Origin of the sequence: Ensifer sp. Root142, assembly GCF_001426785.1 — a bacterium.
In the GTDB taxonomy this organism is placed as follows: Bacteria; Pseudomonadota; Alphaproteobacteria; order Rhizobiales; family Rhizobiaceae; genus Ensifer; species Ensifer canadensis.
This window is the reverse complement of sequence record NZ_LMFK01000046.1, coordinates 80,559-107,137: the sequence shown is the minus strand read 5'-3', so window position 1 is coordinate 107,137 and position 26,579 is coordinate 80,559. Positions and strand designations below refer to the sequence as shown.

At 62.4% G+C, this 26,579-nt stretch carries 25 protein-coding genes and 2 pseudogenes; 11 read left to right on the top strand and 16 right to left on the bottom strand.

Features of this window, described 5'->3' with window-relative positions:
• Nucleotides 1–20 precede the first annotated feature (20 nt).
• The 4 genes from ASD52_RS30945 to ASD52_RS30930 all read left to right on the top strand — a co-directional run bounded on the left by ASD52_RS30945 (nucleotide 21) and on the right by ASD52_RS30930 (nucleotide 4,667).
• Nucleotides 21–902 (top strand): F0F1 ATP synthase subunit gamma, encoded by an 882-nt coding sequence (locus tag ASD52_RS30945; RefSeq protein WP_025425065.1) that lies wholly within the window; start codon nucleotides 21–23, stop codon nucleotides 900–902.
• A 24-nt stretch (nucleotides 903–926) separates the two neighbouring features.
• A complete protein-coding gene (gene atpD, locus ASD52_RS30940; RefSeq protein WP_025425064.1) occupies nucleotides 927–2,441 on the top strand; it encodes a F0F1 ATP synthase subunit beta in 1,515 nt (504 codons plus the stop codon).
• Between the two features lie 126 nt (nucleotides 2,442–2,567).
• Nucleotides 2,568–2,972, top strand: coding sequence for a F0F1 ATP synthase subunit epsilon (locus ASD52_RS30935; protein WP_025425063.1), 405 nt, complete (start codon nucleotides 2,568–2,570; stop codon nucleotides 2,970–2,972).
• 267 nt (nucleotides 2,973–3,239) lie between these two features.
• A complete protein-coding gene (locus tag ASD52_RS30930) occupies nucleotides 3,240–4,667 on the top strand; it encodes a mannose-1-phosphate guanylyltransferase/mannose-6-phosphate isomerase (protein ID WP_025425062.1) in 1,428 nt (475 codons plus the stop codon).
• Nucleotides 4,668–4,792: 125 nt separating this feature from the next.
• Here ASD52_RS30930 and ASD52_RS30925 read toward each other — a convergent pair whose 3' ends face one another.
• Entirely contained in the window at nucleotides 4,793–5,896 is a 1,104-nt protein-coding gene (locus tag ASD52_RS30925) for a saccharopine dehydrogenase family protein (RefSeq protein WP_025425061.1), read from the bottom strand.
• A gap of 105 nt (nucleotides 5,897–6,001) precedes the next feature.
• Here ASD52_RS30925 and ASD52_RS30920 point away from each other — a divergent pair, with 105 nt between their 5' ends.
• Nucleotides 6,002–6,454 carry an Lrp/AsnC family transcriptional regulator gene (locus ASD52_RS30920; RefSeq protein ID WP_025425060.1) on the top strand — a complete coding sequence of 151 codons (453 nt, stop codon included), beginning with the start codon at nucleotides 6,002–6,004 and terminating at the stop codon, nucleotides 6,452–6,454.
• Between the two features lie 122 nt (nucleotides 6,455–6,576).
• Here ASD52_RS30920 and ASD52_RS30915 read toward each other — a convergent pair whose 3' ends face one another.
• The gene (locus ASD52_RS30915) at nucleotides 6,577–7,521 is read right to left on the bottom strand and encodes a DUF6030 family protein (RefSeq protein ID WP_025425059.1); all 945 of its coding nucleotides are present in this window, start codon (nucleotides 7,519–7,521) and stop codon (nucleotides 6,577–6,579) included.
• 148 nt (nucleotides 7,522–7,669) lie between these two features.
• On the bottom strand, nucleotides 7,670–7,885 hold the full coding sequence (locus ASD52_RS40470) for a LysR family transcriptional regulator (RefSeq protein ID WP_025425058.1): 216 nt from the start codon (nucleotides 7,883–7,885) through the stop codon (nucleotides 7,670–7,672).
• Nucleotides 7,886–8,219: 334 nt separating this feature from the next.
• Between ASD52_RS40470 and ASD52_RS30905 the strand changes: the two genes are divergently transcribed.
• Together ASD52_RS30905 and ASD52_RS30900 are read left to right on the top strand one after the other, a co-directional pair.
• Nucleotides 8,220–9,125, top strand: coding sequence for an aminoglycoside phosphotransferase family protein (locus ASD52_RS30905; RefSeq protein WP_025425057.1), 906 nt, complete (start codon nucleotides 8,220–8,222; stop codon nucleotides 9,123–9,125).
• 362 nt (nucleotides 9,126–9,487) lie between these two features.
• Nucleotides 9,488–10,233: pseudogene (locus tag ASD52_RS30900) on the top strand (F0F1 ATP synthase subunit A).
• A 47-nt stretch (nucleotides 10,234–10,280) separates the two neighbouring features.
• On the opposite strand, the gene ASD52_RS30895 reads toward ASD52_RS30900, so the two are convergent.
• The 4 genes from ASD52_RS30895 to ASD52_RS30880 are packed head-to-tail and all read right to left on the bottom strand — an operon-like array spanning nucleotide 10,281 to nucleotide 13,823.
• Nucleotides 10,281–11,132, bottom strand: a complete 852-nt coding sequence (locus tag ASD52_RS30895) for a metal ABC transporter permease (protein ID WP_025425056.1) — start codon at nucleotides 11,130–11,132, stop codon at nucleotides 10,281–10,283.
• Complete coding sequence (locus tag ASD52_RS30890; RefSeq protein ID WP_025425055.1) at nucleotides 11,129–11,989, bottom strand: metal ABC transporter permease; 861 nt, start codon at nucleotides 11,987–11,989, stop codon at nucleotides 11,129–11,131. The genes ASD52_RS30895 and ASD52_RS30890 overlap by 4 nt, the downstream gene beginning before the upstream one ends.
• Complete coding sequence (locus ASD52_RS30885) at nucleotides 11,986–12,921, bottom strand: manganese/iron ABC transporter ATP-binding protein (protein WP_025425054.1); 936 nt, start codon at nucleotides 12,919–12,921, stop codon at nucleotides 11,986–11,988. The genes ASD52_RS30890 and ASD52_RS30885 overlap by 4 nt, the downstream gene beginning before the upstream one ends.
• Nucleotides 12,918–13,823 carry a metal ABC transporter substrate-binding protein gene (locus ASD52_RS30880; protein ID WP_057210835.1) on the bottom strand — a complete coding sequence of 302 codons (906 nt, stop codon included), beginning with the start codon at nucleotides 13,821–13,823 and terminating at the stop codon, nucleotides 12,918–12,920. Before ASD52_RS30880 ends, ASD52_RS30885 begins: the two co-directional genes overlap by 4 nt.
• A gap of 121 nt (nucleotides 13,824–13,944) precedes the next feature.
• Between ASD52_RS30880 and ASD52_RS30875 the strand changes: the two genes are divergently transcribed.
• Entirely contained in the window at nucleotides 13,945–14,373 is a 429-nt protein-coding gene (locus ASD52_RS30875) for a Fur family transcriptional regulator (RefSeq protein ID WP_025425052.1), read from the top strand.
• Nucleotides 14,374–14,445: 72 nt separating this feature from the next.
• Here ASD52_RS30875 and ASD52_RS30870 read toward each other — a convergent pair whose 3' ends face one another.
• Together ASD52_RS30870 and ASD52_RS30865 are read right to left on the bottom strand one after the other, a co-directional pair.
• The gene (locus ASD52_RS30870; protein WP_025425051.1) at nucleotides 14,446–15,357 is read right to left on the bottom strand and encodes an EamA family transporter; all 912 of its coding nucleotides are present in this window, start codon (nucleotides 15,355–15,357) and stop codon (nucleotides 14,446–14,448) included.
• 39 nt (nucleotides 15,358–15,396) lie between these two features.
• Nucleotides 15,397–16,940: pseudogene (locus tag ASD52_RS30865) on the bottom strand (nucleobase:cation symporter-2 family protein).
• 291 nt (nucleotides 16,941–17,231) lie between these two features.
• Here ASD52_RS30865 and ASD52_RS30860 point away from each other — a divergent pair.
• Complete coding sequence (locus tag ASD52_RS30860) at nucleotides 17,232–17,693, top strand: hypothetical protein (protein WP_128090430.1); 462 nt, start codon at nucleotides 17,232–17,234, stop codon at nucleotides 17,691–17,693.
• A gap of 15 nt (nucleotides 17,694–17,708) precedes the next feature.
• Here the strand turns inward: ASD52_RS30860 and ASD52_RS30855 are convergent, their stop codons facing one another.
• Complete coding sequence (locus ASD52_RS30855; protein WP_025425049.1) at nucleotides 17,709–18,620, bottom strand: LysR family transcriptional regulator; 912 nt, start codon at nucleotides 18,618–18,620, stop codon at nucleotides 17,709–17,711.
• Between the two features lie 160 nt (nucleotides 18,621–18,780).
• Here ASD52_RS30855 and ASD52_RS30850 point away from each other — a divergent pair, with 160 nt between their 5' ends.
• The gene (locus tag ASD52_RS30850; RefSeq protein ID WP_025425048.1) at nucleotides 18,781–19,140 is read left to right on the top strand and encodes an antibiotic biosynthesis monooxygenase; all 360 of its coding nucleotides are present in this window, start codon (nucleotides 18,781–18,783) and stop codon (nucleotides 19,138–19,140) included.
• Nucleotides 19,141–19,255: 115 nt separating this feature from the next.
• Nucleotides 19,256–20,476, top strand: a complete 1,221-nt coding sequence (locus tag ASD52_RS30845; RefSeq protein ID WP_025425047.1) for an MFS transporter — start codon at nucleotides 19,256–19,258, stop codon at nucleotides 20,474–20,476.
• A gap of 95 nt (nucleotides 20,477–20,571) precedes the next feature.
• Here the strand turns inward: ASD52_RS30845 and ASD52_RS30840 are convergent, their stop codons facing one another.
• The 6 genes from ASD52_RS30840 to ASD52_RS30815 form a co-directional block, all read right to left on the bottom strand.
• Nucleotides 20,572–22,293, bottom strand: coding sequence for an ABC transporter substrate-binding protein (locus tag ASD52_RS30840; protein WP_025425046.1), 1,722 nt, complete (start codon nucleotides 22,291–22,293; stop codon nucleotides 20,572–20,574).
• 78 nt (nucleotides 22,294–22,371) lie between these two features.
• Complete coding sequence (locus ASD52_RS30835; protein WP_025425045.1) at nucleotides 22,372–22,656, bottom strand: DUF2160 domain-containing protein; 285 nt, start codon at nucleotides 22,654–22,656, stop codon at nucleotides 22,372–22,374.
• Between the two features lie 12 nt (nucleotides 22,657–22,668).
• Nucleotides 22,669–23,493 carry a carbohydrate ABC transporter permease gene (locus tag ASD52_RS30830; protein ID WP_057210833.1) on the bottom strand — a complete coding sequence of 275 codons (825 nt, stop codon included), beginning with the start codon at nucleotides 23,491–23,493 and terminating at the stop codon, nucleotides 22,669–22,671.
• A gap of 20 nt (nucleotides 23,494–23,513) precedes the next feature.
• Nucleotides 23,514–24,380 carry a sugar ABC transporter permease gene (locus tag ASD52_RS30825; protein ID WP_025425043.1) on the bottom strand — a complete coding sequence of 289 codons (867 nt, stop codon included), beginning with the start codon at nucleotides 24,378–24,380 and terminating at the stop codon, nucleotides 23,514–23,516.
• A gap of 2 nt (nucleotides 24,381–24,382) precedes the next feature.
• Nucleotides 24,383–25,453, bottom strand: a complete 1,071-nt coding sequence (locus ASD52_RS30820) for an ABC transporter ATP-binding protein (RefSeq protein ID WP_025425042.1) — start codon at nucleotides 25,451–25,453, stop codon at nucleotides 24,383–24,385.
• Nucleotides 25,454–25,476: 23 nt separating this feature from the next.
• Nucleotides 25,477–26,547: an ABC transporter ATP-binding protein gene (locus tag ASD52_RS30815; protein WP_057221779.1), complete on the bottom strand. Its 1,071-nt coding sequence runs from the start codon at nucleotides 26,545–26,547 to the stop codon at nucleotides 25,477–25,479.
• Nucleotides 26,548–26,579: the final 32 nt, after the last annotated feature.

Here is a 26,579-nt window from a genome sequence, read left to right as displayed (position 1 = left end):
TCATTTAGGACGGATAACGGATGCCTTCACTTAAGGATCTGAAGAACCGGATCGCCTCCGTCAAGGCGACGCAGAAGATCACCAAGGCGATGAAAATGGTCGCCGCGGCGAAGCTTCGGCGTGCGCAGGAGGCGGCCGAGGCCGCCCGGCCTTACTCGCAGCGCATGGCTGCCGTTCTCGCCAACATCGCCCAGGCGGTTGGCGCGGACGACGATGCGCCGCAGCTGATGACCGGCACCGGCAAGGACGATACGCATCTTCTGGTCGTCTGCACGGCGGAACGCGGTCTTTGCGGCGGCTTCAACTCGCAGATCGCCCGCCACGCTCGCGACCACCTTCGCAAGCTGCTTGCCGCCGGCAAGACGGTGAAGATCATCTGCGTCGGCAAGAAGGGCTTCGATATTCTGCGTCGCGAATACGCGTCGCTGATCATCGATCGTATCGACCTGCGTGAGGTCAAGAAGATCGGCTTCCAGAATGCCGACCAGATCGGCCACAAGGTCATCGCGCTCTTTGAAAAGGGCGAGTTCGATGTCTGCACGCTGTTCTATTCTGAGTTCAAGTCCGTTATCGCCCAGATTCCGACGGCACAGCAACTGATCCCCGCTTCGGCCGGCCCGGTCGCAGTGGAAGCATCGGATGCTTCGGCCGTCTACGAATATGAGCCGGACGCGGGCGCGATCCTGAGCGACCTCATTCCGCGCAACATTTCGGTGCAGATCTTCCGGGCCCTGCTCGAGAACGTCGCCGGCGAAATGGGCGCAAAGATGAGCGCGATGGACAATGCGACGCGCAATGCTGGTGACATGATCAATAAGCTGACGCTGAACTACAACCGTCAGCGCCAGGCTCAGATCACCAAGGAACTCATTGAAATCATCTCGGGCGCGGAAGCGCTCTAAGGTTACGAGAAGAGGGTAAGGATTATGGCTAAGGCAGCTACCCCGAAAGAAACCGCAGCGGCGAAGAAGCCGGCTGCACCGAGGAAGGCAGCTTCCGCCAAGACCGCAGTTGCGGCAGCCGGCGCTGTCGGTCGCGTAACGCAGGTCATCGGCGCCGTCGTCGACGTTGTGTTCGACGAAGGCCAGCTTCCGCAGATCCTGAACGCACTGGAAACCGAGAACCACGGTAACCGCCTCGTTCTCGAAGTCGCGCAGCACCTCGGCGAAAACGCCGTCCGCACGATCGCCATGGACTCGACCGAAGGTCTCGTCCGCGGTCAGCCGGTCACCGACACCGGGGCACCGATCACGGTTCCGGTTGGCGATGAAACGCTCGGCCGCATCATGAACGTCATCGGCGAGCCGGTCGACGAAGCTGGTCCGCTGATCACGTCGGGCAAGCGCGCCATCCACCAGGACGCGCCGTCCTACGTCGAGCAGTCGACGGAAGCGCAGATCCTCGTCACCGGCATCAAGGTCGTCGACCTTCTCGCTCCTTACGCAAAGGGCGGCAAGATCGGCCTCTTCGGTGGCGCAGGCGTCGGCAAGACCGTTCTCATCATGGAACTGATCAACAACGTCGCCAAGGCGCACGGTGGTTACTCGGTATTTGCTGGCGTGGGTGAACGTACCCGCGAAGGCAACGACCTCTACCACGAAATGATCGAGTCCGGCGTTAACAAGCTCGGCGGCGGCGAAGGCTCGAAGGCAGCCCTCGTTTACGGCCAGATGAACGAACCGCCGGGCGCCCGCGCTCGCGTCGCTCTGACCGGTCTGACGATCGCTGAAGACTTCCGCGACAAGGGCCAGGACGTTCTGTTCTTCGTCGACAACATCTTCCGCTTCACCCAGGCAGGCTCCGAAGTTTCGGCTCTGCTCGGCCGTATTCCATCGGCCGTGGGTTACCAGCCGACGCTGGCGACCGACATGGGTCAGATGCAGGAACGCATCACCACGACGACCAAGGGTTCGATCACCTCGGTTCAGGCCATTTACGTTCCGGCCGACGACTTGACCGACCCGGCGCCGGCAACCTCGTTCGCCCACCTGGACGCAACGACGGTTCTGTCGCGCTCGATCGCTGAAAAGGGCATCTACCCGGCCGTTGACCCGCTCGACTCCACGTCGCGCATGCTGGACCCGATGATCGTCGGCGAAGAGCACTACGAGATTTCGCGTAAGGTCCAGACGACCCTGCAGCGTTACAAGTCTCTCCAGGACATCATCGCCATCCTGGGCATGGACGAACTGTCGGAAGAGGACAAGCTGGCCGTCGCCCGCGCTCGTAAGATCGAACGCTTCCTGTCGCAGCCGTTCTTCGTGGCCGAAGTCTTCACCGGTTCTCCGGGCAAGCTCGTCGCTCTCGAAGACACGATCAAGGGCTTCAAGGGCCTCGTCAACGGCGACTACGACCATCTTCCGGAAGCCGCGTTCTACATGGTCGGCTCGATCGAAGAAGCGGTCGAAAAGGCCAAGAAGCTGGCTGCAGAAGCCGCTTGATAGCATCGTGAGCCTCGGCGCAGCGATGCGCCGAGGCTTTCATCCTGCGTTCCGCCATATTGCGGAGCAGGGAAGACATGCACAGCCTGCCACCTCAGGTGGCGCGCCCACGAGAAGTGAATGGTCATGGCCGACAGTTTCAATTTTGAGCTTGTTTCCCCCGAGCGCCTGCTCCTCTCCGAGAAGGTGACGGAAGTCGTCATTCCGGCGACCGAGGGCGAGATGACCGTGATGGCCAATCATGCCCCGACAATGACGACGGTGAAGCCCGGCGTCGTTACCGTGAAAACGGCTGACGGCAAGACCGAGCGGTTCGCCGTCTTCGGCGGCTTTGCCGATATCCTGCCGACCGGCTGCACTCTGCTTGCCGAATCCGCCGTGCACGTCGACGAACTCGACCGCACCGCGCTTGAAAAGCGCATCGAGGCGGTCCGTGCCGAGCTGGACGGTGCCGGCGACGAGAAGAAGACGCGCGCCGAGCAGTTCATCGCCGAACTGACGAAGCTCGGGGAAATCGTGATCCCGGCCTGAAAGGGACATCCCGACGGGATAAACCAATGAAAAAGCCCCGCCTTCGAGCGGGGTTTTTTGTTGCCCGCGATGGCCGCGACAGAGCCGCCTCATCGTTGTGCCGATGCGAATTGGTACGGCGTAAGACGATGGGCAAGCTGGCGTCCTATCCGAAGTGAGGGGCATGCCTCACCTTTGGTGCGGTTTGTTTGCACGGCCGGCTTCAGGCATTCTTTAGCATCGGTCCTGTATGGATGGACTCTCGTTCGATGCGCGCAGAGGCTTGGCATGACGTCTAAGATCGTTCCCGTGATCATGGCGGGTGGAAAAGGTACGCGCCTGTGGCCGCTGTCGCGCTCGGGCGCGCCGAAACAGTTTCTGCAGATCCTGTCCGATCGATCGCTGTTCCAGCAGACGCTGGAACGGGTGAGCGATAGCAGGCTGTATGAGCCGGCGATCATCGTCACCAACAGCGATTTCCGCTTCATCGTCGCCGAACAGGCGCGCGCCGTCGATGCGCCGCTCAGCGATATTCTGCTCGAGCCGGTGGCACGCAACACGGCGCCGGCACTGGCGGCGGCCGCCTTCGTCGTGCTCGCCAAGTTCGGGGAGGCGGCGATCATGCAGGTGCTCGCCTCCGATCACGAGATCGATGCCGGAGCGGTCTACATCGATTGCATGCTGCGGGCGCAGCTGGCAGCCGAGGCCGGTGAACTGGTGACGTTCGGCATCACTCCGACGGAGCCCGCGACCGGCTACGGCTATATCGAACTTGGGGAAGCGTTGCCGGCCGGCGCCAACAGGGTTGCCCGTTTCGTCGAGAAGCCGGATCGCGCCAAGGCAGAGGCGATGCTGGCGACCGAGCGCTATCTCTGGAACTCCGGCATGTTCATGCTGCCGGTTAAGGTGTTCCTCGACGAGATGCAGCTCTATGCGCCTGACGTCTATGCCTCGACAAAGGCGGCCGTCGAGGGCGCCAGCAAGGATCTCGATTTCAGCCGGCTGGAAGCGAAGGCCTTCTCCAAGGCGCCGGATATTTCCGTCGACTACGCGGTCTTCGAAAAGACCGTTCGCGCTGCCGTCGTTCCATCCTCATTCGCCTGGTCGGATCTGGGCAGCTGGGATGCCGTGTGGAAGATCGGTCGCAAGGACGGTGACGGCAATGTCGTTACCGACAAGGCGACGGTAGCGAACACGCGCAACTCATTAGTGCTCTCCCGCGACATCCACCTTGCTGTGCAGGGGCTTGACGATATCGCCGTGATCGCCAGCGAAGACGCCGTCTATGTCGGGCGCCTGGAAGACAGCCAGAGCGTTGGAAACATCGTCAAGGTGCTCGCACGGTCGCAGGCAACCTTAGGGCTTACACAGGAGCACCCGACGTCCTACAGGCCCTGGGGCGCGGTCTCTTCGGTCTCCAGCGGCGAGCGCTACGAGGTCAAGCGACTGAAGGTCAGCCCCGGCAAGAAGATCTCGCTGCAGAAGCATCATCATCGGGCCGAGCACTGGATTGTCGTGCGTGGCACGGCGGAGATCACCATGGCCGGCGAAACCCGTCTGCTGCATGAAAACGAGTCCGTCTATATCCCGCAGGGGACCGTCCACCGACTGCACAATCCAGGCAAGATCCCGCTGGAGCTGATCGAGGTTCAGACCGGGTCCTATCTCGGCGAGGACGACATCATCCGCATCGAGGATGAGTTCGGCCGGACATAATACGGCCATCCAACACGTTTCGGGTCGAAACCGCGGTAATCGAAGCGGCGACGTTCAGTTCGACACATAAAAAATGCCCGGGCAGGACCCGGGCATTATAGTCAGCGCAGACGAGCCGAGTGGCCTCAGCCGGCGACGCGTTCTGTCTCGCCCTTCTGGGCGTAGTAGTGACCGAAGCGGTTTGCGAGGAAGGTATCGAGAGCGATGTCTTCCTGGCGAACGAAGCCCTTGGATGCGATCTTGCCGTTGGCGAGCAGATCGAGCACGGCGCAGATGCTGCCGGCGGTGGTGATCTGGATGCCGCTCTGCATGCGGCCGGCGACGACGCCGCTATAGACCTTGTTGGCGTAGGTTTCCTGGATCAGGCGACCTTCGCGGAAGCCCGAAACCGTCACGAAGATCACGACGACGTCCTGGGTGGTGGTCGGCAGCGCGTTTTCGAAGATGTCCTTGAGGACTTCGCGGCGATGACGCAGACCAAGGTCGTTCAGCAGCGCCTTCATGATGGCGGCATGGCCGGGATAGCGGATCGTCTTGTAGTTCAGGGTGCGGACCTTGCCCTTCAGCGATTCGCAGAGCGTGCCGAGGCCGCCCGAGGTGTTGAAGGCTTCGTAGGTCACGCCGTCGAGCGAGAATTCTTCGCGCTCTTCCATGGCGGGAACTTCGATCAGGCTGCCTTCGACGATCGCTTCGCAGGGCTCGATATACTCGTTGATGACGCCGTCGGTGCTCCAGGTCAGGTTGTAGTTGAGCGCATTCGACGGGTACTGCGGCAGCGCGCCGACGCGCATGCGCACGCTTTCGAGCGTCTCGAAGCGGCTGGCAAGGTCATTGGCGACGATGGAGATGAAGCCCGGTGCGAGGCCGCACTGCGGAATGAAGGCGGTGCTGGCCTTGGCGGCGATCGCCTTGACCTGGCGGGTGGATTCGACGTCTTCGGTCAGGTCGAGGTAGTGGATGCCGGCTTCGGCAGCGGCTTCCGCAATGGCAACCGTCAGGTGGAACGGGGCGGCGCTGAGAACGGCGAACTTGCCGGAGAGAAGGGCAACGAGCGCCTTCTTGTCGCCGATATCGACGGCTGCCGTCGTGATGGCGGCATGCTTCTCGATCTGGCCCAGCTGCTCGGCGCTACGGTCGGCAACGCAGACGCTGTAATCGCCGGTGTGCGCGAGCATGCGAGCAATGGTGGAGCCGATCTTGCCTGCTCCGATGACGACGATGTCCTTCATGACTTTCCCCCAGGGTATGAAATGCGTTTCAGACCCTATTGTCCGACCGAGAGTTGTTGATTTGAAGCTGTAATATGACTAAATCGCCTATAGATATTCGGCAGAATGCCTATATGGACCGACGAAATGCAGATTACCGACAAGGATCGCGAGCTCCTCGCCGTGCTCAGCGAAAACGCCCGCATGCCGACAGCAACGATTGCCCGCAGGCTCGGCCTGTCGCGGACGACCGTGCAGGCCCGGATCGAGCGGCTGGAGCGCGAGGGCGTGATCGCCGGTTATGGCGTCCGCTTGTCGGAGAGCTATGAGAAGGGTCTGGTCAAGGCGCATGTGCTGATCACCATCGCGCCAAGGGCGCTCAGCCGCGTCACCCCGGAACTTGCTGCCATCCGCGAGATCCGCACCCTTCATTCCGTCAGCGGTAGCTTCGACCTTATCGCCGTCGTTGCGGCAGCATCGATCAGCGAACTCGACCTGCTGATCGATCGTATCGGTGAAATCGACGGTGTCGACCGCACGCTGTCGTCGATCATCCTTTCGACCCGGATCGATCGCTGACCTCAAGCATGTCGCGCAAAAGTGCGTAGCGGCTTTGCGATAACGACATGCGCGAAACACGAGCTTAAAGCGCAGCGTCCAATAAGACGCGCGCCGCTGTAGAGACCGCGACGCGCTTCAAGTCAGGGTCTTGCGTCAGTGTTTGCCTTCGCAGTGCCGGCACCCTCTGGTGATGCCGGGTCTGCTACGGCGTCGCCGCCTTCGGGTATCTTCGCCGGGCCATTCCACGCCGTCGGGCCGAGAACGAAGCTACGCGCATCGGCGTTGCCATAGGCGAGCCATTTTTCACGGTCGAAATAGAGTTCGGCAATGCTCTTCGGGCGGGCGCGGGCCGGTTGGTTGGCGAGGAAATTGTAGCGTGCCGTGGTCTCGTCCGTTTCGCGCTTGAACTGCACGCGGCTGCCGAAGCGCTTTACGTCAAATTCCTTCAACGCCTGGATCTGCAGCGCAATGCTGCCGCCATCGGCCCAGCGGACATGGTCGAGGAAGACCGACGCGGCGCGCGCGGCGCTTGTTGTCACCACCTGCGCGTCCTCCGGGCGCTCGATGTTGAGCTTGACGCGAAACGAGGTGATCTCTTCTTCGCCGTTGCCCTTGATGAAAATGAAGATCGACGAGATCTTGTCGACCCCAGGGCGCGGAAAGGATACGAGTGAGGAGCATTCCCACTGGCCACGCTCGCCGGCGCTCGATTTCCATTCGAGTTCGCGGAATCCGGCCTCGCGCAGCTCATCGCAGAGAGCGCGGGGATCGCTGCGGAGCACCCGCAGGAACTGCTGTTCCGGCGTCTGCAGATCCTGAAACGTCCAGACCGGCAGGGCGATGCGCGGCGGCTGTCGCTTGACGTGGACCTCCGGGGCCTGCGCCACCGGCTTCTCCGGATCGAGAAACGTCGTCGGAAGATCGAGTGCCTTCAGCAACTGTCTCAGGTTCCTCTGTCCGTTGGCGAGCAGAGCGGTCGCCAGGATCACTGTTGCGATCAATGCAAAGGCAACGAGAAAGAAGGCGATGCCGGTGCGGCTCGGCTGTTTTGGCGGTGTCGTCGCCTTTCCGCGTCCGCCGCTCATGTCGATCTTCCGAGTGCGGCGTGCAGGCGCAGCGCCTCGTCCCTCGATGGCCGGTTGCGGGTCAGGCCGAGAGAGGCCAGCCTTTCCGCGTCGAGGGCGCGCGAAGCGAGATAGTCTGATGATGTGACCGACGAGAGCTCCTCTGCCATCAGCGGCGACAGGTGCCAGCGGGGATGATCGCCCGTACGTGCTGAAACAGCCGCTCGCCCAGCAGCGTCAATTCCAGGTCCTTGCCGCGGCAGCTGACGGCGGCATGAGTGATGTTGATCTCGCGACCGGCGCCGGAAAAATTCATATGCCGGCTGGCCGCGTCGAAAACGCGAAAAGCCTCCAGCGATATGCGGTCGAGCAGCCGGTGTTCCATGATCTCAGGTTATCAAAAAGGCCGAAAATTCGGTGGAGTTGAAAATATCAGATTGTGATGCGGGGTAAAGCGATCATCCCACGGCGACCGGAAGACGGCCTGTCCTTTTCCACTTCCATCATTCCCGGAATCCGCCTGGCAGACAATATCCATGCGACCATCGGGACGGTGACGCGTCCGGCCCGGTGTGGTGCTCGACGAAGGCAGGTTGAAGGCGACGCGTTTCGGCTGGATCGGGTTGTCCGTTCGCCATCCCCGAGCGGAAAAGTTGCGAACAGGCGACGATCGGCTAAAACAGGCGTCCGAGTTTCTGGCGTGAGGCATTTGTCCCGTTATGTCCGATCAATCGACGATCACTCCCACCATCGACGCGCTGCTCGTCCGGCGCCTGATCGCTGCACAGTTTCCGCAGTGGGCCGCACTCGACATCAGGCCGGTGCTGCCCGGCGGGTGGGACAACAGGACCTTCCATCTCGGGCGAGACATGACCGTGCGTCTGCCGAGTGCTGAGTCCTATGCGCTGCAGGTGGAAAAGGAGCAGTTCTGGCTGCCGAAGCTGGCGCCGCACCTGCCGCTGCCTATCCCGGTGCCCTTGGCAAGGGGCGTGCCAGGCGAGGGCTATCCATGGCCGTGGTCGGTCTATCGCTGGCGGCCGGGTGAGACGGCGACGGATGATCGGATCGGCGACCTCAAGGTCTTTGCGCAGGATCTGGCGCGCTTTCTTGTCGCCTTGCGGCAGGTCGATGCGCGCGGCGGGCCGTTGCCTGGCCCGCACAATTTCCTTCGCGGCGGGCCACCTGCCCATTATGACGAGGAAACCCGCCGCGCGCTCGTCGCGCTCGAGGGACGCATCGACACGGAAGCGGCGCGCGATGTCTGGGAGGCCGCATTGGCGGCAAGCTGGCAGAGCGCGCCGGTCTGGTTCCACGGCGATATCAGTTGGGGCAATCTGCTGGTCGAAGACGGTCGCCTGAGCGCAGTCATCGATTTCGGCACCTCGGGTATCGGTGATCCCGCCTGCGACCTTGCCATTGCCTGGACGCTGTTCCACGGGCAAAGCCGGGAGGCGTTTCGCGCCGGCGTGGCGCTCGACGCCGGCACCTGGGCGCGCGGTCGCGGCTGGACCCTGTGGAAGGCGCTGATCGTCTATGCTGGTCTTCCCGGTACCAACTCCGCCGAAGCGGAAAAGAGCTTGGCGGTGATCGAGCAGGTGCTTGCCGACCATCGGCAATTTGGCTGAGCCTCGGCGGGCAGATTGATGCCGGCCCCGATGCCGCAGGCCTATCGGCAGGTATCGTCTCGGCTTGACCTCATCAAAAATTGTCTCTAGGTCAGGCGCACGCGGGACGACCCGCGTCGATGCTTCGCCTGGGGACGGCCCCACTATCTCGACCGCTTGAGATAATGGAGTCGATCGCATCATGCAGCATCCTGGCCTGCGGCACGCCCGCGTGAGCTTTTCCTTCCTGACAGAGCTGAACGTTTGCTTCGGGCGCCATCGCGCCCCGTCTCGCGATCGGCTTTCACCCGCTTCCCACACACATTGATGCGCCCGCGGCCGCCGCGCCGTGGTTGCTCCGTTGCCAACGCACGAGGTTCATGATGGCCGGACCCATCGAACAATTCGAGATCAAGTCGCTCTTCCACATCGCCGAGGTCGGCGGACACGACATCAGCTTTACCAATTCGGCCGTCTACATGGCCGTGACCGTGGCGATCGCCAGCCTTTTCCTGATCCTTTCGACGCGCAGGCGCGGCCTGGTGCCGAACCTTGCCCAGTCGGCGGCCGAGATCCTCTACGAGTTCGTATCGAAGACGTTGCGCGAGAATGCCGGAGAGCACGGCATGCGTTTCTTCCCGCTGGTGTTCTCGCTGTTCATGTTCATCCTGGTCGCCAACCTAATCGGCATGTTTCCCTATGCCTTCACCGTGACGAGCCACATTGCGGTGACCTTTGCGCTGGCGCTGCTCGTGTTCCTGACCGTGACGCTCTACGGCTTGATTAAACACGGTTTCGGCTTTCTCAGGCTGTTCATGCCGTCGGGCGTGCCTTTGGTGCTGGCGCCGATCATCATCCCGATCGAGGTCGTTTCCTGTCGCGCCCGGTCAGCCATTCGGTTCGTCTTTTCGCCGTCATGCTCGCCGGTCACATCACGCTCAAGGTGTTCGCCGGCTTCGTCGTCAGCCTCAGTGGCTTCGGCGCGCTCGGTACGCTCGGCGCGGTCATGCCGCTGATGATGACCGTGGCGCTGACGGGTCTGGAACTGCTGATGTCGGTCATCCAGGCCTATATCTTCACCATGCTGACCTGCATGTATCTCAACGACGCGCTGCATCCGAGCCATTGAGGTTGCAGTGGAGAGGCTCCCTTCCCGGGGGGAGGGGAGCCCCGCCCTCATTCGACCGTCGTTCGCTGGGCCTCGATGCGGGCCGTCCGCCAGGACGACCAGAGGAAAGCTGCGAGGAAGATCACGGTCATCAACAACACGATGGTCGGTGCCGGGGCGCTGTCGATGAAGAACGAGAGATAGACGCCTGAGAACGAGGCGACGGTTGCCACCAGCACCGCAACGATGAGCATGCTGCCCATGGTGCGGGTGATCAGAAACGCGATGGCGCCGGGCGCGATCAGCATGGCGATGGCAAGGATCAGGCCGACGGCCTTCAGCGCGCCGACGATCGTGAGCGACAGGATCGCCAAGAGCCCGTAATGCAGCCAGTTGACGCGCAGGCCGACGGCCTTGGCCTGTGCGGGGTCGAAGGCGTGCAGCAGAAAGTCGCGCCATTTTACCGCCAGGATCCCGGTTGCCACCAGGGCGATCAGACCGGTTTCGATGATGTCGGGCCAGCCGATGCCGAGCATGTCGCCGAAGAGGATATGGTCGAGATGCACGTCGCTCTGGATCTTGGTGTAGAGCACCAGGCCGAAGCCGAACATGCCGGAGAACACCACGCCCATGACAGTGTCCTGCTTGATGCGGCTGTTTTCCTTGAGGTAGCCGGTCAAAAGCGCGCAGGACATGCCGGCGGCAAAGGCGCCGACGGCGAGCGGCAGGCCGACGATGTAGGAGATGACGACGCCGGGAAAGACCGCATGCGAGATGGCGTCGCCCATCAGCGACCAGCCCTTGAGCACGAGGAAGCAGGAGAGCAGGGCCGTCGGGATCGCCACCAGGACCGAGATCAGCAGCGCATTGCGCATGAACTCGAATTCGAAGACGGCAAGCAAAAGGTCGAGCGAGATCATTGCGTGACCTCCAGGGCTTCGGCGCTGCGCCTGCGGGCAGCCAGCAATCCGTGCTTGGGCGCGAAGACGAAGGCAAAGAGGAAGATCAGCGTCTGCAGCACAATGATGATGCCGCCGGTAGCGCCATCGAGGAAGTAGCTGAAATAGGCGCCGAAGAAGCTGGTGAGCGCGCCGATCGCGACGCTGATGACGATCAGCCGCGGAAAGCGGTCGGTGAGCAGATAGGCGGTGGCGCCCGGTGTCACCACCATGGCGATGACGAGAAAGGCGCCGACCGTCTGCAGCGCGGCGACCGTACAGGCGGACAGCAGCGTGAAGAACAGCACCTTCAGGAAGGTCGTCGGGATACCGATCGAGCGTGCGTGGCTCTCATCGAAGAAGGTGACCATCAGATCCTTCCACTTGGCCGTCAGGATGATCAGCGAGATGACGCCGATCAGCGCAAGCTGCAACGTGTCGGCAGGCGTGATGGCGAGGATGTTGCCGAGAACGATCGTCTGGATGTTTACTGAGGTTGGCGACAGCGACACCATGAACAGGCCGAGGCCGAAGAACGAGGTGAAGATCAGCCCGATGATGGTGTCTTCCTTCAACCGGGTGCGCTGGTTGAGAAACAGCATCGCGCCGGCCGCAAGCCCGCCGGAGAAGAAGGCGCCGAGCGAGAAGGGCAGGCCGAGCATATAGGCGCCGGCAACGCCCGGAACGATCGAGTGCGAGAGCGCGTCGCCGATCAGCGACCAGCCTTTCAGCATCAGATAGGACGACAGGAAGGCGCAGACGGCGCCAACCAGCGCGCTGACCCACATGGCGTTGACCATATAGTTGTAGGTGAAGGGCTCGAAGAGCGTGGCGATCATTTGCCTGCTGCCTCCGGGTCGCTCTCAGGCTTGGCCGGTTGCGACACCATCTGCCCCTTGGCGCCATACATCACCAGCGGACGCTCGTCGTCGGTGATGACGGACAGTTGCCGCGGATCCGCGTCGTCATGCAGGCTGTCGCCACCGAGCACGAAATGCCTGAGGACGCCGCCGAAGGCGAGTTCGAGGTTTTCGCGGGTGAAGGTGGTTTCCGTCGGGCCATAGGCCAGCACCGTGTTCTTCAGGAGAACGGTCCGGTCGCAGAATTCCGGCACGCTGCCGAGGTTGTGGGTCGAGACCAGCATGACGCGGCCCTCGTCGCGCAGGCCGATCAACAGGCGGATGATGGCATCTTCGGTCTTGACGTCGACCCCGGTGAAGGGCTCGTCGAGCAGGATCACGCGGCCGTCCTGGGCAAGGGCGCGCGCCAGGAACACGCGCTTCTTCTGGCCGCCGGAGAGCTCACCGATCTGGCGCTTGCGGAAGTCGCTCATGCCGACACGGGCAAGCGCGGCCCCCACCGCCTCATGGTCGGCCTTCTTCGGGATGCGCAGCATGTTCATATGGCCGTAGCGGCCCATCATCACCACGTCCTCGACCAGAACCGGAAAATTCCAGTCGACCTCTTCGGCTTGCGGAACATAGGCGACAAGGTTCTTCTTCAGCGCCTCCTGGACCGAAAGGCCGAGAATGGAGATTTCTCCGCGCGCCAGCCGGGCAAAGCCCATGATCGCCTTGAAGAGGGTCGACTTGCCGCTGCCGTTGACGCCGACCAGTGCTGTGATCGTGCCGGTCGGGATCTCGAAGGAGGCATCGAGAAGCGCGCGGTGGCCGTTGCGATAGGTCACGGTCGCGCCGGAGACGCGGATGCCACCGCCTGCATCCCCGGAGGCGGCTTCCGGGCCGGAGCGAGGTTTTACCTGAAGGTTCATTGCGAAAGGCCTTTCGCGATGGTTTCGGACGTGACGCGCAAGAGGTCGATATAGGTCGGTACCGGACCGTCCGCTTCGCTCAGGGAATCAACATAGAGCACGCCGCCGTATTTTGCGCCGGTTTCCCGCGCCACCTGCTGTGCCGGGTCGGGCGAAATCGTGCTTTCGGAGAAGACGACCGGTATATTGTTGGCGCGCACCGCGTCGATGACTTTGCGAACCTGCTGCGGCGTGCCCTGCTGATCGGCATTGATCGGCCAGAGATAGAGTTCCTTCATGCCGAAGTCGCGGGTGAGGTAGCTGAAGGCGCCCTCGCTCGACACCAGCCAGCGCTTGTCTTCCGGGATCTTGCCGATCTCGGCGCGGATAGGGGCGATCGCCGCCTCGATCTTCTGCTTGTAGGCTTCGGCATTGGCCTTGTAGGTCTCGGCGTTGCCGGGATCGTATTTGACGAAAGCGTCGCGGATGTTGTCGACATAGATCAGCGCCGCCGAAGGCGACATCCAGGCATGTGGGTTCGGCTTGCCGCTATAGGGGCCTTCCGCGATGCCCATTGGCTCGATCCCTTGAGAAACCACGACGCCGGGCACCTCGTCGAAGTTCTGGAAGAACTTTTCGAACCAGAGTTCGAGATTGAGGCCGTTCCAGAGGATCAGCTTTGCATCGTGCGCCTTCAGGATGTCGCGCGGCGTCGGCTGATAGTTGTGGATCTCGGCGCCGGGCTTGGTGATCGATTCGACGATTGCCGCGTCGCCGGCGACGTTCTTGGCCATGTCGGCGATCACCGTGAAGGTGGTGACGGCCTTGAACTTTTCCTGCGCGCAAGCGGCACCCGGAACGAGCGCGAAACCTGCCAATGCCGTGGCGGCAACCAGGATCGCGCGTCTCGTGTGATCGATCATTCCATACTCCCCGATGTTGTCGTTCACAGGACTAGGCGAATGATTTGCATAAGTCAATGCACATGAGAAGCATTCGCAACTAGCTATTTTCAAACTTATCGGCCTTGGCTAGTGTACGACCATGAAACAGAACAAAAATCGCATCGAAGAGCTGGAAGGCGTCCTGAGAGATGGTGGTGTGCGCGTGACGCGGCAGCGTGCGGCAATCCTGAAGATTCTCGCGACCGCCGAAGACCACCCGGATGCGAGCGAATTGCACCGCCGCGCCAAGGAAATCGATGCCACCGTTTCGCTGTCGACGGTTTACAGGACACTGTCGGCGCTGGAGCACCAGGGCGTCGTCCATCGCCACGCCTTTGAAAGTGCCACCGCCCGTTTCGAGACGGCCGACGCTCCGCACCATGACCACCTGATCGACATCGACACCGGCGCTGTGATCGAGTTTCGCTCCGACAAGATCGAGCAGCTGCAGGCGGAGATCGCCGCCGAACTCGGTTACGACCTGGTTCGTCACCGGCTCGAGCTCTATTGCCGCAAGCGCAAGGACTGATCGACATAGCGCCGTGACTGACGAAAGGCGCAGCGGGGCAATCGCTGCGCCTTTTCCGTTTTGGCCTTGAGACTAGCCGCGATCGGCAAGGGCCGGCCCGGCCCGGCGCGCCGGGATGGTCATGGCTGCGACGCCGATGACGACGCAGGCAAGGCCGATCCAGATCGTGTCCGACAATCTTTCTCCGAGAAAGAGAACGCCGATGGTGACCCCGACGGGAACGCGCAGGTAGGCTTGCGCGGTAGCGCCGACCGAACCGAGCGTCTGGATCAGCCGGAAATAGATGGCGAAGGCCAGCGCCGTCGAGAACACCGCCAAGCAGACGAGCGCGATCACCGACTGAGCGGAAGGGGCAAGCGTCCATGGCTGGTCGATGACAAGGCTTGCGGGGATGAGAAGCACGGCACCTGCAAGGAGCGAGCCTGCGGCCGGAACCATCGGGTCGAGGCCCCTGAAGCTCTTTCCGAAGATGGCGGCGCCGGCGTAGCAGACGGTTGCGAAGACCACGGCAAGCTGGGCCAGCAGCTGGTCACCCAGGCCGCCGAAGGCTTCAACGCCGATGATCAGGCTGATGCCGGCCATGCCGGCCACGACGCCGATCAGCTTTCTTGTCGATGCCGGCTCGTGGCGGGTGATCAGCGCCGTCAGCAGGAAGGCGAAGATGGGGGTGGCGGCGTTGAGGATCGAGGCGACGCCGGCGTCGATCGTCTGCTCTGCCCAGGCGATCAGGGTAAACGGGAAGACGCTGTTGAGGCAGGCCTGGAACAGGAAGCGCTTCCATGTGGCTGCGTCGCGCGGCAGCTTGATGCCGCGAAAGCGGAGGACGGCGAGCAGGATGGTGCCGGCGATCAGCGTGCGGGCGGCAATCAGCGTCACCGGGGGAATGGTTTCGACGCCGATCTTGATGAAGGTATAGGATGCGCCCCAAAGCGTTGCGAGAAGAGCGAGCAGCAGAAGCTCGAGGGTGAGGTTGGTCTTGGCCATCGTCGTCGAATCCTTCGGGGCGTTTTCGTTGTCCTCTTTCTACCGTGCCGACACCTGTCGATGCTTCGTTGGCGATCGAAGTGTCGGGGCTTTTTGGAACGGCCTGATGACAAAGCCCCGGCCTCCTCGCGGGGGCCGGGCAGAGCGTTCGACGCTCAATCCGTTGAAGAAGGCGTTGAGCACCACTGCCGAGATCGAGGCGAGCACGATGCCCGATTCGATGATCGGGTGGATCGCATGCGGCATCCACATCAGGAAGTTCGGCGCGATCAGCGGGATCAGGCCGAAACCGACCGAGACGGCAACGACGAACAGGTTGTTGCGCGATGACTTGAAGTCGACGGTCGACAGGATGCGCACGCCGGTGGCTGCCACCATGCCGAACATCACCAGGCCGGCGCCGCCGAGCACGAAGGTTGGAACCGCCTCGACCAGCGCGCCCATCTTCGGGATCAGGCCGAGCACGATCATGATCACGCCGCCCATGACGCAGACATAACGGCTCTTCACGCCGGTGACGCCGACGAGACCGACATTCTGCGAGAAGCTGGTGTAGGGGAAGGTATTGAACAGGCCGCCGATCATCGTGCCGATGCCGTCGACGCGAAGGCCGGCCGTCAGCTGCTGCTGCGAGACTTCCTTGTTGGTTATTTCGCCCAGCGCCAGGAACATGCCTGTCGATTCGATCATGACGACGATCATCACCAGCGACATGGTGGCGATCAGCACCGGATCGAAAATCGGCATGCCGAAACGCAACGGCGTGACGACCGCGAACCAGCCGGCATCCGCAACCCGGTCGAAATGCATCATGCCAAGGCTCGCTGCAAAGACGCAGCCGATGACGATGCCGGTCAGAACCGCAATGTTGCTGATCAGCCCGCGGCCGTAGCGCGCGACCACGAGGATGGAGATGAGCACGAAGGCGGCAAGTACCACATGGCTCAGTTCGGCATAAGCAGGGTTCGGCACCGTTGCGCCAAGCACGACGCCGTCGGGAACGGCCGGGCCGCCTGTCGTGGCGAGCTTCTTCAGCTCGGCCAGCCATTCGGCGTGGGTCGGATCGACCAGCTTCGGTGCCGTCGGTCCGAAGGGATTGCCGAAGATCCAGTTGACGCCGACGCGCATCAAGGTCACGCCGATCACCAGAATGATGGTGCCGGTGACGATCGGCGGGAAGAAACGCAACAGCCGCCCCATGATCGGGGCGAGCAGCAGCGCGACCAACCCGGCGCCGATAATGGCGCCGAAGATCAGTCGGGCGCCCTCCTGTCCGGGCGTCATCGTTGCCATCGACACCATCGGGCCGACGGAAGCGAAGGTCACGCCCATCATCACGGGAAGACGGATGCCGACGCTCCGGGTAATGCCGAGAGACTGGATGATGGTGACGAGGCCACAGACGAAAAGATCGGCGGAAATCAGGAAAGCGACGTCCTGAGGGCTGAGCTGCAGGGCCCGGCCAACAATCAGCGGAACCGCGACGGCGCCACCGTACATGACAAGGACATGCTGAATCCCGAGGGTCGCGAGCTTGCCGATTGGCTCTCGTCCACCGGGTGTATGCTGGATGCGTCGCTCATGGTTACTCCTCCCATCACGTCGACCAGTCCGCTTCCCCCGTCCTCCAACAGGGGGCCCCATCCTCCAACAGGGTAAAGGGTATCTTTGGTGCCGAGACAGAGTGCCGCAAGTGCAACCGTGGAGTAAACACTTTCGGGAATCCGGGGGGAGTGGGCAAAGGGAATGCTGCACCGAAGGCACCGCGGAAAAAGACGTCAACGGATGCAACGTTGCCGCAATGCAGCGCAGGCAGTGTGCACTGGCGTCGAGGCGAAGGCTCGCCTCCGCCGGTGTCCATGGGATTGCAGCATATGAGATTTTCGTCGCCTGCTGGCACGTTTCGCCGTTTGGTCGGCGCATTGATTGCCGTCGCCATTGTTCTGTGGCCGTTTGCCGCCAACGCCGAAACCGAAGATTTTCCGGGGCAGTGGCGACAGATGGTGTCGAACGCCGGCACCTGCGGAACCTGCTGGCTGGCGATCAAGCAGCACGGGCCTATCCTGAAGGTGTCTTCCAACAACGGCTGGTTTGCCTTTGCCCATGCGGACCTGAAGACGGGCTCCACGACTGCGGCCGGCATCGGCCGATGGAGCGAGAACGTCAGCGGCCACTATGGTGGCAAGCCGTTCGATGTCCGCTTCGTCATCGTCGACAAGCAGCTCTACCTCGACATGATCGTGCTGATGGACGATGGCACGAAACAGGCAATCAGAGCGATTTTCGACAAGGATCGGCCGGGCAAAACCGCGCGCCGCGTGATGGCGAAATCGTAGTGCGGCCGCTATCGGTCAAGCCGAGCCCGATGACGCACCACTGGTCGGGAAGAGATTGGCAGCCATGAAGTCGACGAAGACGCGCAGTTTCGGCGCGAGATGCCGGCTGGACGGCCACAGGATCCGGTAGGTGCCGTAGCGGCGCAGCTGGTTATCGAGAACCGATACGAGTGTTCCCTCGCGCATCTGCCGTCTGATCGTGAAGTTGGGAAGGCAGGCGATACCGAGCCCTTCCTCGGCCATATGGATCAGCGGCTCCAGGGCATTGGAGACGGCCGTTACCGGCACATCGACGTTGGCTTCGGCGCCGTCCTGCACCAGCGGCCAGGGCTCGAGCTTGCCCGTCGAGGGAAAGCGATGGTGCAGGCAGTGGTGTTGTTCGAGATCCGCAGGCGCCTCCGGCTTCCCATGTCTTTCGAAGTAGTCGGGTGATGCGACGAGATAGGGGTGAAACGTGCCAAGCTGACGCGTCATCAGCCTGGAGTCGCCGATTTCCCCGCTGCGCACGACCGCGTCGAACCCCTCCTCGATAACGTCGACCATGCGGTCGGAGAAATCGAGATCGATCTCGACCTCCGGATAGGCGCGCATGAAGGCCGTCAGCGTCGGCATCAGCAGCATGCCGGCCATGGGCAGGCTGACGCGCAGCTTGCCGCGCGGAGCCTCCTGGCTCTGAACCAGTTCGGCCTCGGCCGCTTCGATTTCGCAAAAAATCCGCCGGCAGCGTTCGAGAAACAGCGTGCCTTCCGGGGTCAACGTGACGCTGCGGGTGCTGCGATGAAAGAGGCGAACGCTCAACCGCTCCTCCAGCCGGGCAATCGCCTTGCCGACGGCGGAGGGTGAAACGCCGAGCTGGGTTGCGGCCTCCGTAAAGCTGCGGAAGTCCGCCGCCTGCACGAAAGCATTGAGTGCACCAAGGCTGTCCATCCGCCGTCCTCATCCGTTTCGGGAATTGTGGATATTTTTGTCCGATATCTTCGGAGCTGTAGCGTATTTTTCTCTGATTGGAAGCTCGTCATAGTCCGCCCGTCCGACAAACGCGCGTTCGTGACGTGCGAAAACATCGTCGGCGACAGAAGGAGAAAACATGCAGCAGGCACTTGTGGCGGGTTTCCATAGGGATCCGGAACCGACCGTCTTCATCGTCAATGTCATCCACGCCCACCCGGGCAAGCAGGAGGAAGCGTTCCGGCTGATCCAGGACGTCGTGAACTATGTGGCCGAGCGCAAGGAGGGCTTTCTCTGGAGCAACCTCTCCAAGAGCACCGACGGCCAGACGGTGGTCAATATCGAAGCGATAGCCGGCGAAGGAAACGTCGAGGAGTTCTTCACCGACGCGGTCTTCCTGGAAAAGTTCAGGGCGCTGAATTCGGTCTCAACCTGCGAGTTTCACACCTATCGCGTCGATGACATCGTGCTGCCCAAGCGCGCCGTAACCGCAGCTTAGGCACAAACGAGATCGCCGCCCGCTTCGGCCGGCGGCGAACACCTGGCACGCGCTTCCATTCCGCTATTGCCGTCAAGAGAGACGTCACTGGCGATCATCCTGAAAGACACTATCCATGCAATCCACCGACTGCGCGCTTCCGGCTCCGCAGGAAGCAGCATCCACGCCCGTCGTTGTCGCCGGGGCCGGGCTGCCGCTTGCGGCGCTGCTTGCGCTTGCGACCGCCGGCTTCATCACCATCCTCACGGAGGCGTCGCCGGCCGGCCTGTTGCTGCAGATCAGCGCCGATCTCGACGTCTCTCAGTCCCTGGCCGGGCAGATGGTGACGATCTATGCGATCGGCTCGCTGGTCGCGGCCATCCCGCTCGTGGCGCTGACGAAGACCTGGCGTCGGCGGCCGCTGCTGATCACGGCGATCTCGGGATTTGCCGTCGTCAACACGGTCACAGCGCTCTCGACCGACTATGTCGTGACGATGGCGGCGCGTTTCCTTGCCGGCGTCTTTGCCGGGCTGTTGTGGGCACTGGCCGCCGGCTACGCCAGCCGCATGGTACCGCCGCAGCAGCAGGGGCGGGCGATCACCGTTGCCATGCTCGGTGCTCCGGTGGCGCTTTCGATAGGCATTCCCGCCGGCACCCTGCTTGGCGCTATGGCCGGCTGGCGCCTGACCTTCGGCCTCCTGAGCATCATGGCGGCCCTGCTCGTCGGCTGGGTTTTATGGTCGCTTCCCAACTCTCCGGGGCAGCGCGCCGAACGACGCCTGGCGCTTTCGTCGGTGTTCCGGCTGCCCGGGATCCGACCCATTCTGTTCGTGATGTTTGCCGTCGTTTTCGCCCATAACATCCTCTACACCTACATCGTGCCGTTCCTGGAACCGTCAGGGCTTGATGCGCGGGCTGACACGGTACTTCTTGTCTTTGGCATCGCCTCGCTCGTTGTCATTCCGATCATCGGCGCCCTTGTCGATAGGCATCTGCGTTTGCTGGTGCTGGCGAGCATGATGCTCTTTGCGGCAGCGTCACTGCTGCTTGCCGTCTGGGGCGAGCAGTCGGCCGCGATCTATATCGGCGTTGTCGCCTGGGGTCTCGCCTTCGGCGGTGCAGCGACGCTGTTTCAGACCGCCTCCGCAAAGGCGGCCGGGACGGAAGCGGATGCGGCGCAGTCGATGATCGTCACGGCCTGGAACGCGGCGATGGCCGGCGGCGGCTTGGCCGGCGGCGTGCTGCTCGACAGTGTCGGCGCAGCGATCTTTCCAGCGGTCCTGCTGGCGATCCTGCTGCAGGCCCCGGCCGTGGCATGGGCTAGCCGGCATGGATTTCCGTCCCGCTCCGGCTGACAGGCATGAAAAAACCGGGGCCGTTGCCGACCCCGGTGCCGCATCTCCTGATCTTCGGCCGCCCGTTTGCACGGGCGGCCGTCGTCTTGGGCTTGTTACTGCTGCCAGCTTTTGACCAGTTCGTCGTAATTGACGGTCATCGGCTTTTCTTTTTCGTTCTCGATCTTCAGCTGCGGAGCGAGGTTGCCGGCCTTGACGGCTTCAGCGTTCCAGTATTCGAGGTCGTGTTCCTCGGCGAGCTTCGGACCGATCTCGCCCTGGATACCGGCGCGTTCGAGGCGCTGAAGCACCTTCTCCTGCTCGGCGCACAGCGAGTCCATCGCTTCCTGCGGTGTCTTGGCGCCAGAGGAGGCGTCACCGATGGCCTGCCACCAGAGCTGAGCCAGCTTCGGATAATCAGGAACGTTGGTGCCCGTCGGCGACCACTGCACGCGGGCCGGCGAACGATAGAACTCGATCAGACCGCCGAGTTCCGGCGCACGTTTGGTGAAGCTCTCGTGCTGGATCGAGGATTCGCGGGTGAGCGTCAGGCCGACATGGCTCTTCTTCACGTCCACGGTCTTCGACGTCACGAACTGCGCATAGAGCCATGCGGCCTTGGCGCGGTCTTCCGGGGTCGACTTCATCAGCGTCCAGGAACCCACGTCCTGGTAGCCGAGCTTCATGCCGTCCTTCCAGTAGACGCCATGCGGCGAGGGGGCCATGCGCCACTTCGGCGTGCCATCCTCGTTGACAACAGGCAGGCCCTTCTTGACGGCATCGGCGGTGAACGCCGTGTACCAGAAGATCTGCTGAGCGACGGCACCCTGGGCGGGGACCGGGCCCGATTCGGAGAAGGTCATGCCCTGGGCTTCCGGCGGCGCATAGGCCTTCAGCCAATCGAGGTATTTGGCGATCGAGTAGACCGCGGCCGGGCCGTTGGTGTCGCCGCCACGGGCGACGCACGAGCCGACCGGCTGGGATTTCTCGTTGACTTTGATGCCCCATTCGTCGACCGGCAGGCCGTTCGGGATGCCCTTGTCGCCGTTGCCGGCCATCGACAGCCACGCGTCGGTGAAGCGCCAGCCGAGCGACGGGTCCTTCTTGCCGTAGTCCATGTGGCCATAGACTTTCTTGCCGTCGATCTCACGGCCGGTGAAGAATTCGGCGATGTCCTCATAGGCAGACCAGTTGACGGGAACGCCGAGGTCGTAGCCGTACTTCGCCTTGAAGTCCGCCTTGTTCTTCTCGTCGTTGAACCAGTCGTAGCGGAACCAGTAGAGGTTGGCGAACTGCTGGTCGGGAAGCTGGTAGAGCTTCTTGTCCGGAGCGGTGGTGAACGACGTGCCGATGAAGTCGGCGATGTCGAGGCCGGGATTGGTGACGTCCTTGCCTTCGTTGGCCATCCAGTCGGTGAGGTTGCGCACCTGCTGGTAGCGCCAATGGGTGCCGATCAGGTCGCTGTCGTTGACATAGGCGTCGTAGATGTTCTCGCCGGACTGCATCTGCGTCTGCAGCTTTTCGACGACGTCGCCTTCACCGATCAGGTCGTGGGTGATCTTGATGCCGGTGATCGCGGTGAAGGCGGAAGCCAGCACCTTGGATTCGTATTCATGCGTGGTCAGCGTTTCGGAAACGACCTTGATGTCCATGCCGGCAAACGGCTTGGCGGCATCGATGAACCATTGCATTTCCGCTTCCTGGCCGGCGCGGTCGAGCGTGGAGAGATCGCCGACTTCCTTGTCGAGGAACTGTTTTGCCTCGTCCATGCCGGCGAATGCCGTGCCGGTAAGAGCCAGCAGCACTGCCGCTGTCGTCGTGAAAAGGTGCCGTCGCATAATTTCCTCCCTTTGGGTTTTGCGATTGCGTTCATTGCAGTGTCGGAAGGCCCTCCCGGACCTGCCATTTCGATCGCCTCAGACGTAGCGAAAGACGCCGACGGCATAGACGACGGAGAGCGCCAGCGCCCACCAGAGGTCCTGTCCGCCGCCGAAGCCGAGCCATGCGAGGTGAATGAAGGCGCTGCCGAGCAGCGAGACGAAGAGCCGGTCACCTCGGGTCGTTTCGAAGCGCAGGATGCCGACGCGCGGGTTGCCGCCCGGCGAGACATATTCCCACACGCCCATGCCGATGAGCAGCAGCGCGATGGTGATGAAGAACAACGCCGTCGGCAGCGTCCATGCCATCCATGAGAAATTCATCACGAAGCTCCTTTAGACGCGGCCCAGGGCAAAGCCCTTGGCGATGTAGTTGCGCACGAAATAGATGACGAGCGCGCCGGGGATGATGGTCAGCACGCCGGCCGCGGCCAGAACGCCCCAGTCGAGGCCGGAGGCGGACACGGTCCGGGTCATGATGGCGGCGATCGGCTTTGCCGCGGTTGTCGTCAGCGTGCGGGCCAGCAGCAGCTCGACCCAGGAGAACATGAAGCAGAAGAAGGCCGCGACACCGATGCCGGAGGCAATCAGCGGCGTGAAGATCTTCACGAAGAAGCGCGGGAACGAATAGCCGTCGATATAGGCGGTTTCGTCGATCTCCTTCGGCACGCCCGACATGAAGCCTTCCAGGATCCAGACCGCCAGCGGCACGTTGAACAGGCAGTGGGCAAGCGCCACGGCAATGTGCGTATCGATCAGGCCGAAGGCCGAATAGAGCTGGAAGAACGGCAGGGCGAAAACGGCCGGCGGCGCCATGCGGTTGGTCAAGAGCCAGAAGAACAGGTGCTTGTCGCCAAGGAAGCGATAACGAGAGAAGGCGTAGGCTGCAGGCAGGGCGGCTGCCACCGAGATCACCGTGTTCATGACGACATAGATGATCGAGTTGATATAGCCCTTGTACCAGGACGGATCGGTGAAGATCACCGTATAGTTCCGCAGGGTCGGGTTCTGCGGCCACAGCGAAAACGTGCTGAGGATCTCGCTCGTCTCCTTGAAGCTCATGTTGACGAGCCAGTAGATCGGCAGCAGCAGAAACAGGATATAGACCGTCGGGATCAGCCAGGAGAGGCGTTGCGACAGGGGTTGTGTTGTAGCGGTCATGGTTTTTCCTCCCTTCCGGCTCAGCTCTGCGCGTCGCTTGTGGTCATCACGGTGTAGAAGATCCACGAGAGCAGCAGGACGATGAGGAAGTAGATGATCGACAGGGCTGCCGCCGGACCGAGGTCGAACTGGCCGATGGCCATCTTGACGAGGTCGATCGACAGGAAGGTGGTCGAGTTGCCGGGGCCGCCGCCGGTGACGACGAAGGGCTCGGTATAGATCATGAATGAGTCCATGAAACGCAGCAGGAAGGCGATCAGGAGCACGCGCTTCATCTTCGGCAACTGGATGTAGCGGAAGACGGACCAGCGCGATGCGCCGTCGATCTTGGCGGCCTGGTAGTAGGCGTCGGGGATCGAGACGAGACCGGCATAGCACAGAAGTACGACGAGGCTCGTCCAGTGCCAGACGTCCATGACGATCAGCGTCACCCAGGCGTCCATGGGGTTTTGTACATAGTTGTAGTTGATGCCCAACGCTTCCAGCGTGTGGCCGAGCAGGCCGATGTCGACGCGGCCGAAGACCTGCCAGATGGTGCCGACGACGTTCCACGGGATCAAAAGCGGCAGTGCCATCAGGACGAGGCAGACCGGAACGCCGAGGCCCTTCTTGGGCATGTTGAGCGCAATGATGATGCCGAGCGGAATTTCGATGGCGAGGATGATCGCCGAGAAGATCAGGTTGCGGGTGAGCGCGTCCCAGAACCGGTCTGAGGTCAGCACGTCGACATACCAGTCGGTGCCGGCCCAGAAGAACTCGTTGTTGCCGAAGGTGTCCTGAACCGAGTAGTTGACCACGGTCATCAGCGGGATCACCGCCGAGAAGGCGACGAGCACCAGCACCGGCAGAACCATGAACCAGGCTTTGTTGTTCCAGGTCTTTTCCATGATCAGGCCTCCCCGCCGACGCGCCAGGAATCGGCGTAGATGTTGATGGCCTTCTGGTCGAAGGCGATGCGCGGCTCGGCCGGAATGGCGCCGTCCTCGTCGAGGATGATCGAGATCGGCTGGTCGGCGAAGCGGGCGCGCACGATCTTGTGGCGGCCGATATCCTCGACCTTGGTGATCGCAACCGGCATGCCCTCGCGACCGATCGACACGAATTCCGGGCGAATGCCGAGTTCGGTCTTGGCGCCGGCCTTGATCTCGGGCCGGAAGTTGAGAGCGATGGTCTCGCTGCCGATCGTCGCGGTGCTGCCGTCGATCCTGGCCGGCAGCACGTTCATGCCCGGCGAACCGATGAAGTAGCCGACGAAGGTATGGCGCGGCCGCTCGAAAAGCTCGGCCGGCGTGCCGATCTGCACGATCTGGCCGTCATACATGACGACGACCTTGTCGGCGAAGGTGAGCGCCTCGGTCTGGTCGTGGGTGACATAGACCATGGTGAAGCCGAACTGCTTGTGCAGGCGCTTGATCTGCGAGCGCAGCACCCATTTCATTTCCGGGTCGATGACGGTCAGCGGCTCGTCGAACAGGATGGCGCTGACGTCGGAGCGCACCAGGCCGCGGCCAAGCGAGATCTTCTGCTTCTGGTCGGCCGTCAGCCCTTGCGCCTTTTTGCCCGCCCAGCCGCCAAGGCCGATCATCTCGATGATCTCCTTGACGCGGCGATCGACCTCGGTCTCCGGCACATGCCGGTTGCGCAGGGGAAAGGCGAGATTGTCGTAGACGGTCATCGTGTCGTAGATGACCGGGAACTGGAACACCTGGGCGATGTTGCGGTCCTGCGTGGACAGGTGCGTCACGTCCTTGCCGTCGAAGAGGATGCGTCCCTCGGACGGATTGATCAGGCCCGAGATGATGTTGAGCAGCGTGGTCTTGCCGCAACCGGACGGACCGAGCAGCGCGTAGGCGCCGCCATCGTTCCATTTGTGGTGCACTTCCTTGAGCGCGTAGTCGTTTTCCGACTTCGGCTTGGCGCCATAGGCGTGGCGGATATGTTCGAGATCGATGCGTGCCATTTTCGTTTCCTCCCAGCGCCTCCTCAGGCGGTTCCGCCGATCGCGCGCCCATCCGGCCCGAAGACCATCAGGTGGCGGATATCGACGAAAACCTCGAGGGTTGCGTCCGGTTCGATGTCGTGAATGCCCGGCGCCAGCATGACCCAGCGCGCGCCGGAAAATCCGACGTGGATGAAGCTTTCGGAACCTGCGATTTCCGAGATTGCCGTCTTTACCGTCAGCGGCGTCGCGCCGTCGAAGGGACGGTCGAACGACAGATGGTGCGGCTGGAAGGCGACCGTGCAGGGGCCGTCCGGCAACGCCGACAGATGGGCGGGAACCGACAGCACGTGTTTGCCGTCAAAGGTGAAGATCGAGCCTGATTTGATGAGCTCGATCGTGTTCAGCGGCGGATCGGCGAAGGTGCGTGCCGTCACCAGGTCCACCGGGCGACGGAAGACGTCGATGGTCTTGCCGAACTGGGTGATCCGGCCCTGGCTAAGCGTAGCGGTGTTGCCGCCGAGAAGCAGAGCTTCGGAAGGTTCGGTGGTCGCATAGACGAAGATCGCGCCGGAGGCTGCGAAGAGCTTCGGCAGTTCCTCGCGCAGTTCTTCGCGCAGCTTGTAGTCGAGGTTGGCGAGCGGTTCGTCGAGCAGCACGAGATCGGCATTCTTGACGATGGCGCGCGCCAGCGCCGTCCGCTGCTGCTGGCCGCCGGAAAGGCTGAGCGGCGTCCGGTCGAGATAGGGCGTGAGCTTGAGCAGTTCGGCGGCCTTGCGCACTTCGCGGTCGATCGTGGCTGCGTCCGAACCCTTGATGCGCATCGGCGAGGCGATGTTGTCATAGACGGTCATCGACGGGTAGTTGATGAACTGCTGGTAGACCATCGCTACGGAGCGCTTCTGCACCGGCAGGCCGGTGACGTCGGTGCCGTCGAAGATCAGCGAGCCGGAGGCAGGCTTGTCGAGGCCGGCCATCAGCCGCATCAGCGACGTCTTGCCGGAAAGGGTCGGGCCGAGCAGCACATTGAGCGACCCCCTTTCCAGCACAAGATCGGTCGGGAGGATATGCGTCTCCCCACCCACGACCTTGGATATCTTCTTCATTTCAAGCATTGAATTCTCCGGTGTTCCACCCAGCCATCGGC

Excerpts from the sequence above, each read along its gene's own strand:
- ASD52_RS30945 (WP_025425065.1), top strand. The coding sequence starts at position 21 with ATGCCTTCACTTAAGGATCTGAAGAACCGGATCGCCTCCGTCAAGGCG.
- atpD (WP_025425064.1), top strand. The coding sequence starts at position 927 with ATGGCTAAGGCAGCTACCCCGAAAGAAACCGCAGCGGCGAAGAAGCCG.
- ASD52_RS30935 (WP_025425063.1), top strand. The coding sequence starts at position 2,568 with ATGGCCGACAGTTTCAATTTTGAGCTTGTTTCCCCCGAGCGCCTGCTC.
- ASD52_RS30930 (WP_025425062.1), top strand. The coding sequence starts at position 3,240 with ATGACGTCTAAGATCGTTCCCGTGATCATGGCGGGTGGAAAAGGTACG.
- ASD52_RS30925 (WP_025425061.1), bottom strand. The coding sequence starts at position 5,896 with ATGAAGGACATCGTCGTCATCGGAGCAGGCAAGATCGGCTCCACCATT.
- ASD52_RS30920 (WP_025425060.1), top strand. The coding sequence starts at position 6,002 with ATGCCTATATGGACCGACGAAATGCAGATTACCGACAAGGATCGCGAG.
- ASD52_RS30915 (WP_025425059.1), bottom strand. The coding sequence starts at position 7,521 with ATGAGCGGCGGACGCGGAAAGGCGACGACACCGCCAAAACAGCCGAGC.
- ASD52_RS40470 (WP_025425058.1), bottom strand. The coding sequence starts at position 7,885 with ATGGAACACCGGCTGCTCGACCGCATATCGCTGGAGGCTTTTCGCGTT.
- ASD52_RS30905 (WP_025425057.1), top strand. The coding sequence starts at position 8,220 with ATGTCCGATCAATCGACGATCACTCCCACCATCGACGCGCTGCTCGTC.
- ASD52_RS30895 (WP_025425056.1), bottom strand. The coding sequence starts at position 11,132 with ATGATCTCGCTCGACCTTTTGCTTGCCGTCTTCGAATTCGAGTTCATG.
- ASD52_RS30890 (WP_025425055.1), bottom strand. The coding sequence starts at position 11,989 with ATGATCGCCACGCTCTTCGAGCCCTTCACCTACAACTATATGGTCAAC.
- ASD52_RS30885 (WP_025425054.1), bottom strand. The coding sequence starts at position 12,921 with ATGAACCTTCAGGTAAAACCTCGCTCCGGCCCGGAAGCCGCCTCCGGG.
- ASD52_RS30880 (WP_057210835.1), bottom strand. The coding sequence starts at position 13,823 with ATGATCGATCACACGAGACGCGCGATCCTGGTTGCCGCCACGGCATTG.
- ASD52_RS30875 (WP_025425052.1), top strand. The coding sequence starts at position 13,945 with ATGAAACAGAACAAAAATCGCATCGAAGAGCTGGAAGGCGTCCTGAGA.
- ASD52_RS30870 (WP_025425051.1), bottom strand. The coding sequence starts at position 15,357 with ATGGCCAAGACCAACCTCACCCTCGAGCTTCTGCTGCTCGCTCTTCTC.
- ASD52_RS30860 (WP_128090430.1), top strand. The coding sequence starts at position 17,232 with ATGAGATTTTCGTCGCCTGCTGGCACGTTTCGCCGTTTGGTCGGCGCA.
- ASD52_RS30855 (WP_025425049.1), bottom strand. The coding sequence starts at position 18,620 with ATGGACAGCCTTGGTGCACTCAATGCTTTCGTGCAGGCGGCGGACTTC.
- ASD52_RS30850 (WP_025425048.1), top strand. The coding sequence starts at position 18,781 with ATGCAGCAGGCACTTGTGGCGGGTTTCCATAGGGATCCGGAACCGACC.
- ASD52_RS30845 (WP_025425047.1), top strand. The coding sequence starts at position 19,256 with ATGCAATCCACCGACTGCGCGCTTCCGGCTCCGCAGGAAGCAGCATCC.
- ASD52_RS30840 (WP_025425046.1), bottom strand. The coding sequence starts at position 22,293 with ATGCGACGGCACCTTTTCACGACGACAGCGGCAGTGCTGCTGGCTCTT.
- ASD52_RS30835 (WP_025425045.1), bottom strand. The coding sequence starts at position 22,656 with ATGAATTTCTCATGGATGGCATGGACGCTGCCGACGGCGTTGTTCTTC.
- ASD52_RS30830 (WP_057210833.1), bottom strand. The coding sequence starts at position 23,493 with ATGACCGCTACAACACAACCCCTGTCGCAACGCCTCTCCTGGCTGATC.
- ASD52_RS30825 (WP_025425043.1), bottom strand. The coding sequence starts at position 24,380 with ATGGAAAAGACCTGGAACAACAAAGCCTGGTTCATGGTTCTGCCGGTG.
- ASD52_RS30820 (WP_025425042.1), bottom strand. The coding sequence starts at position 25,453 with ATGGCACGCATCGATCTCGAACATATCCGCCACGCCTATGGCGCCAAG.
- ASD52_RS30815 (WP_057221779.1), bottom strand. The coding sequence starts at position 26,547 with ATGCTTGAAATGAAGAAGATATCCAAGGTCGTGGGTGGGGAGACGCAT.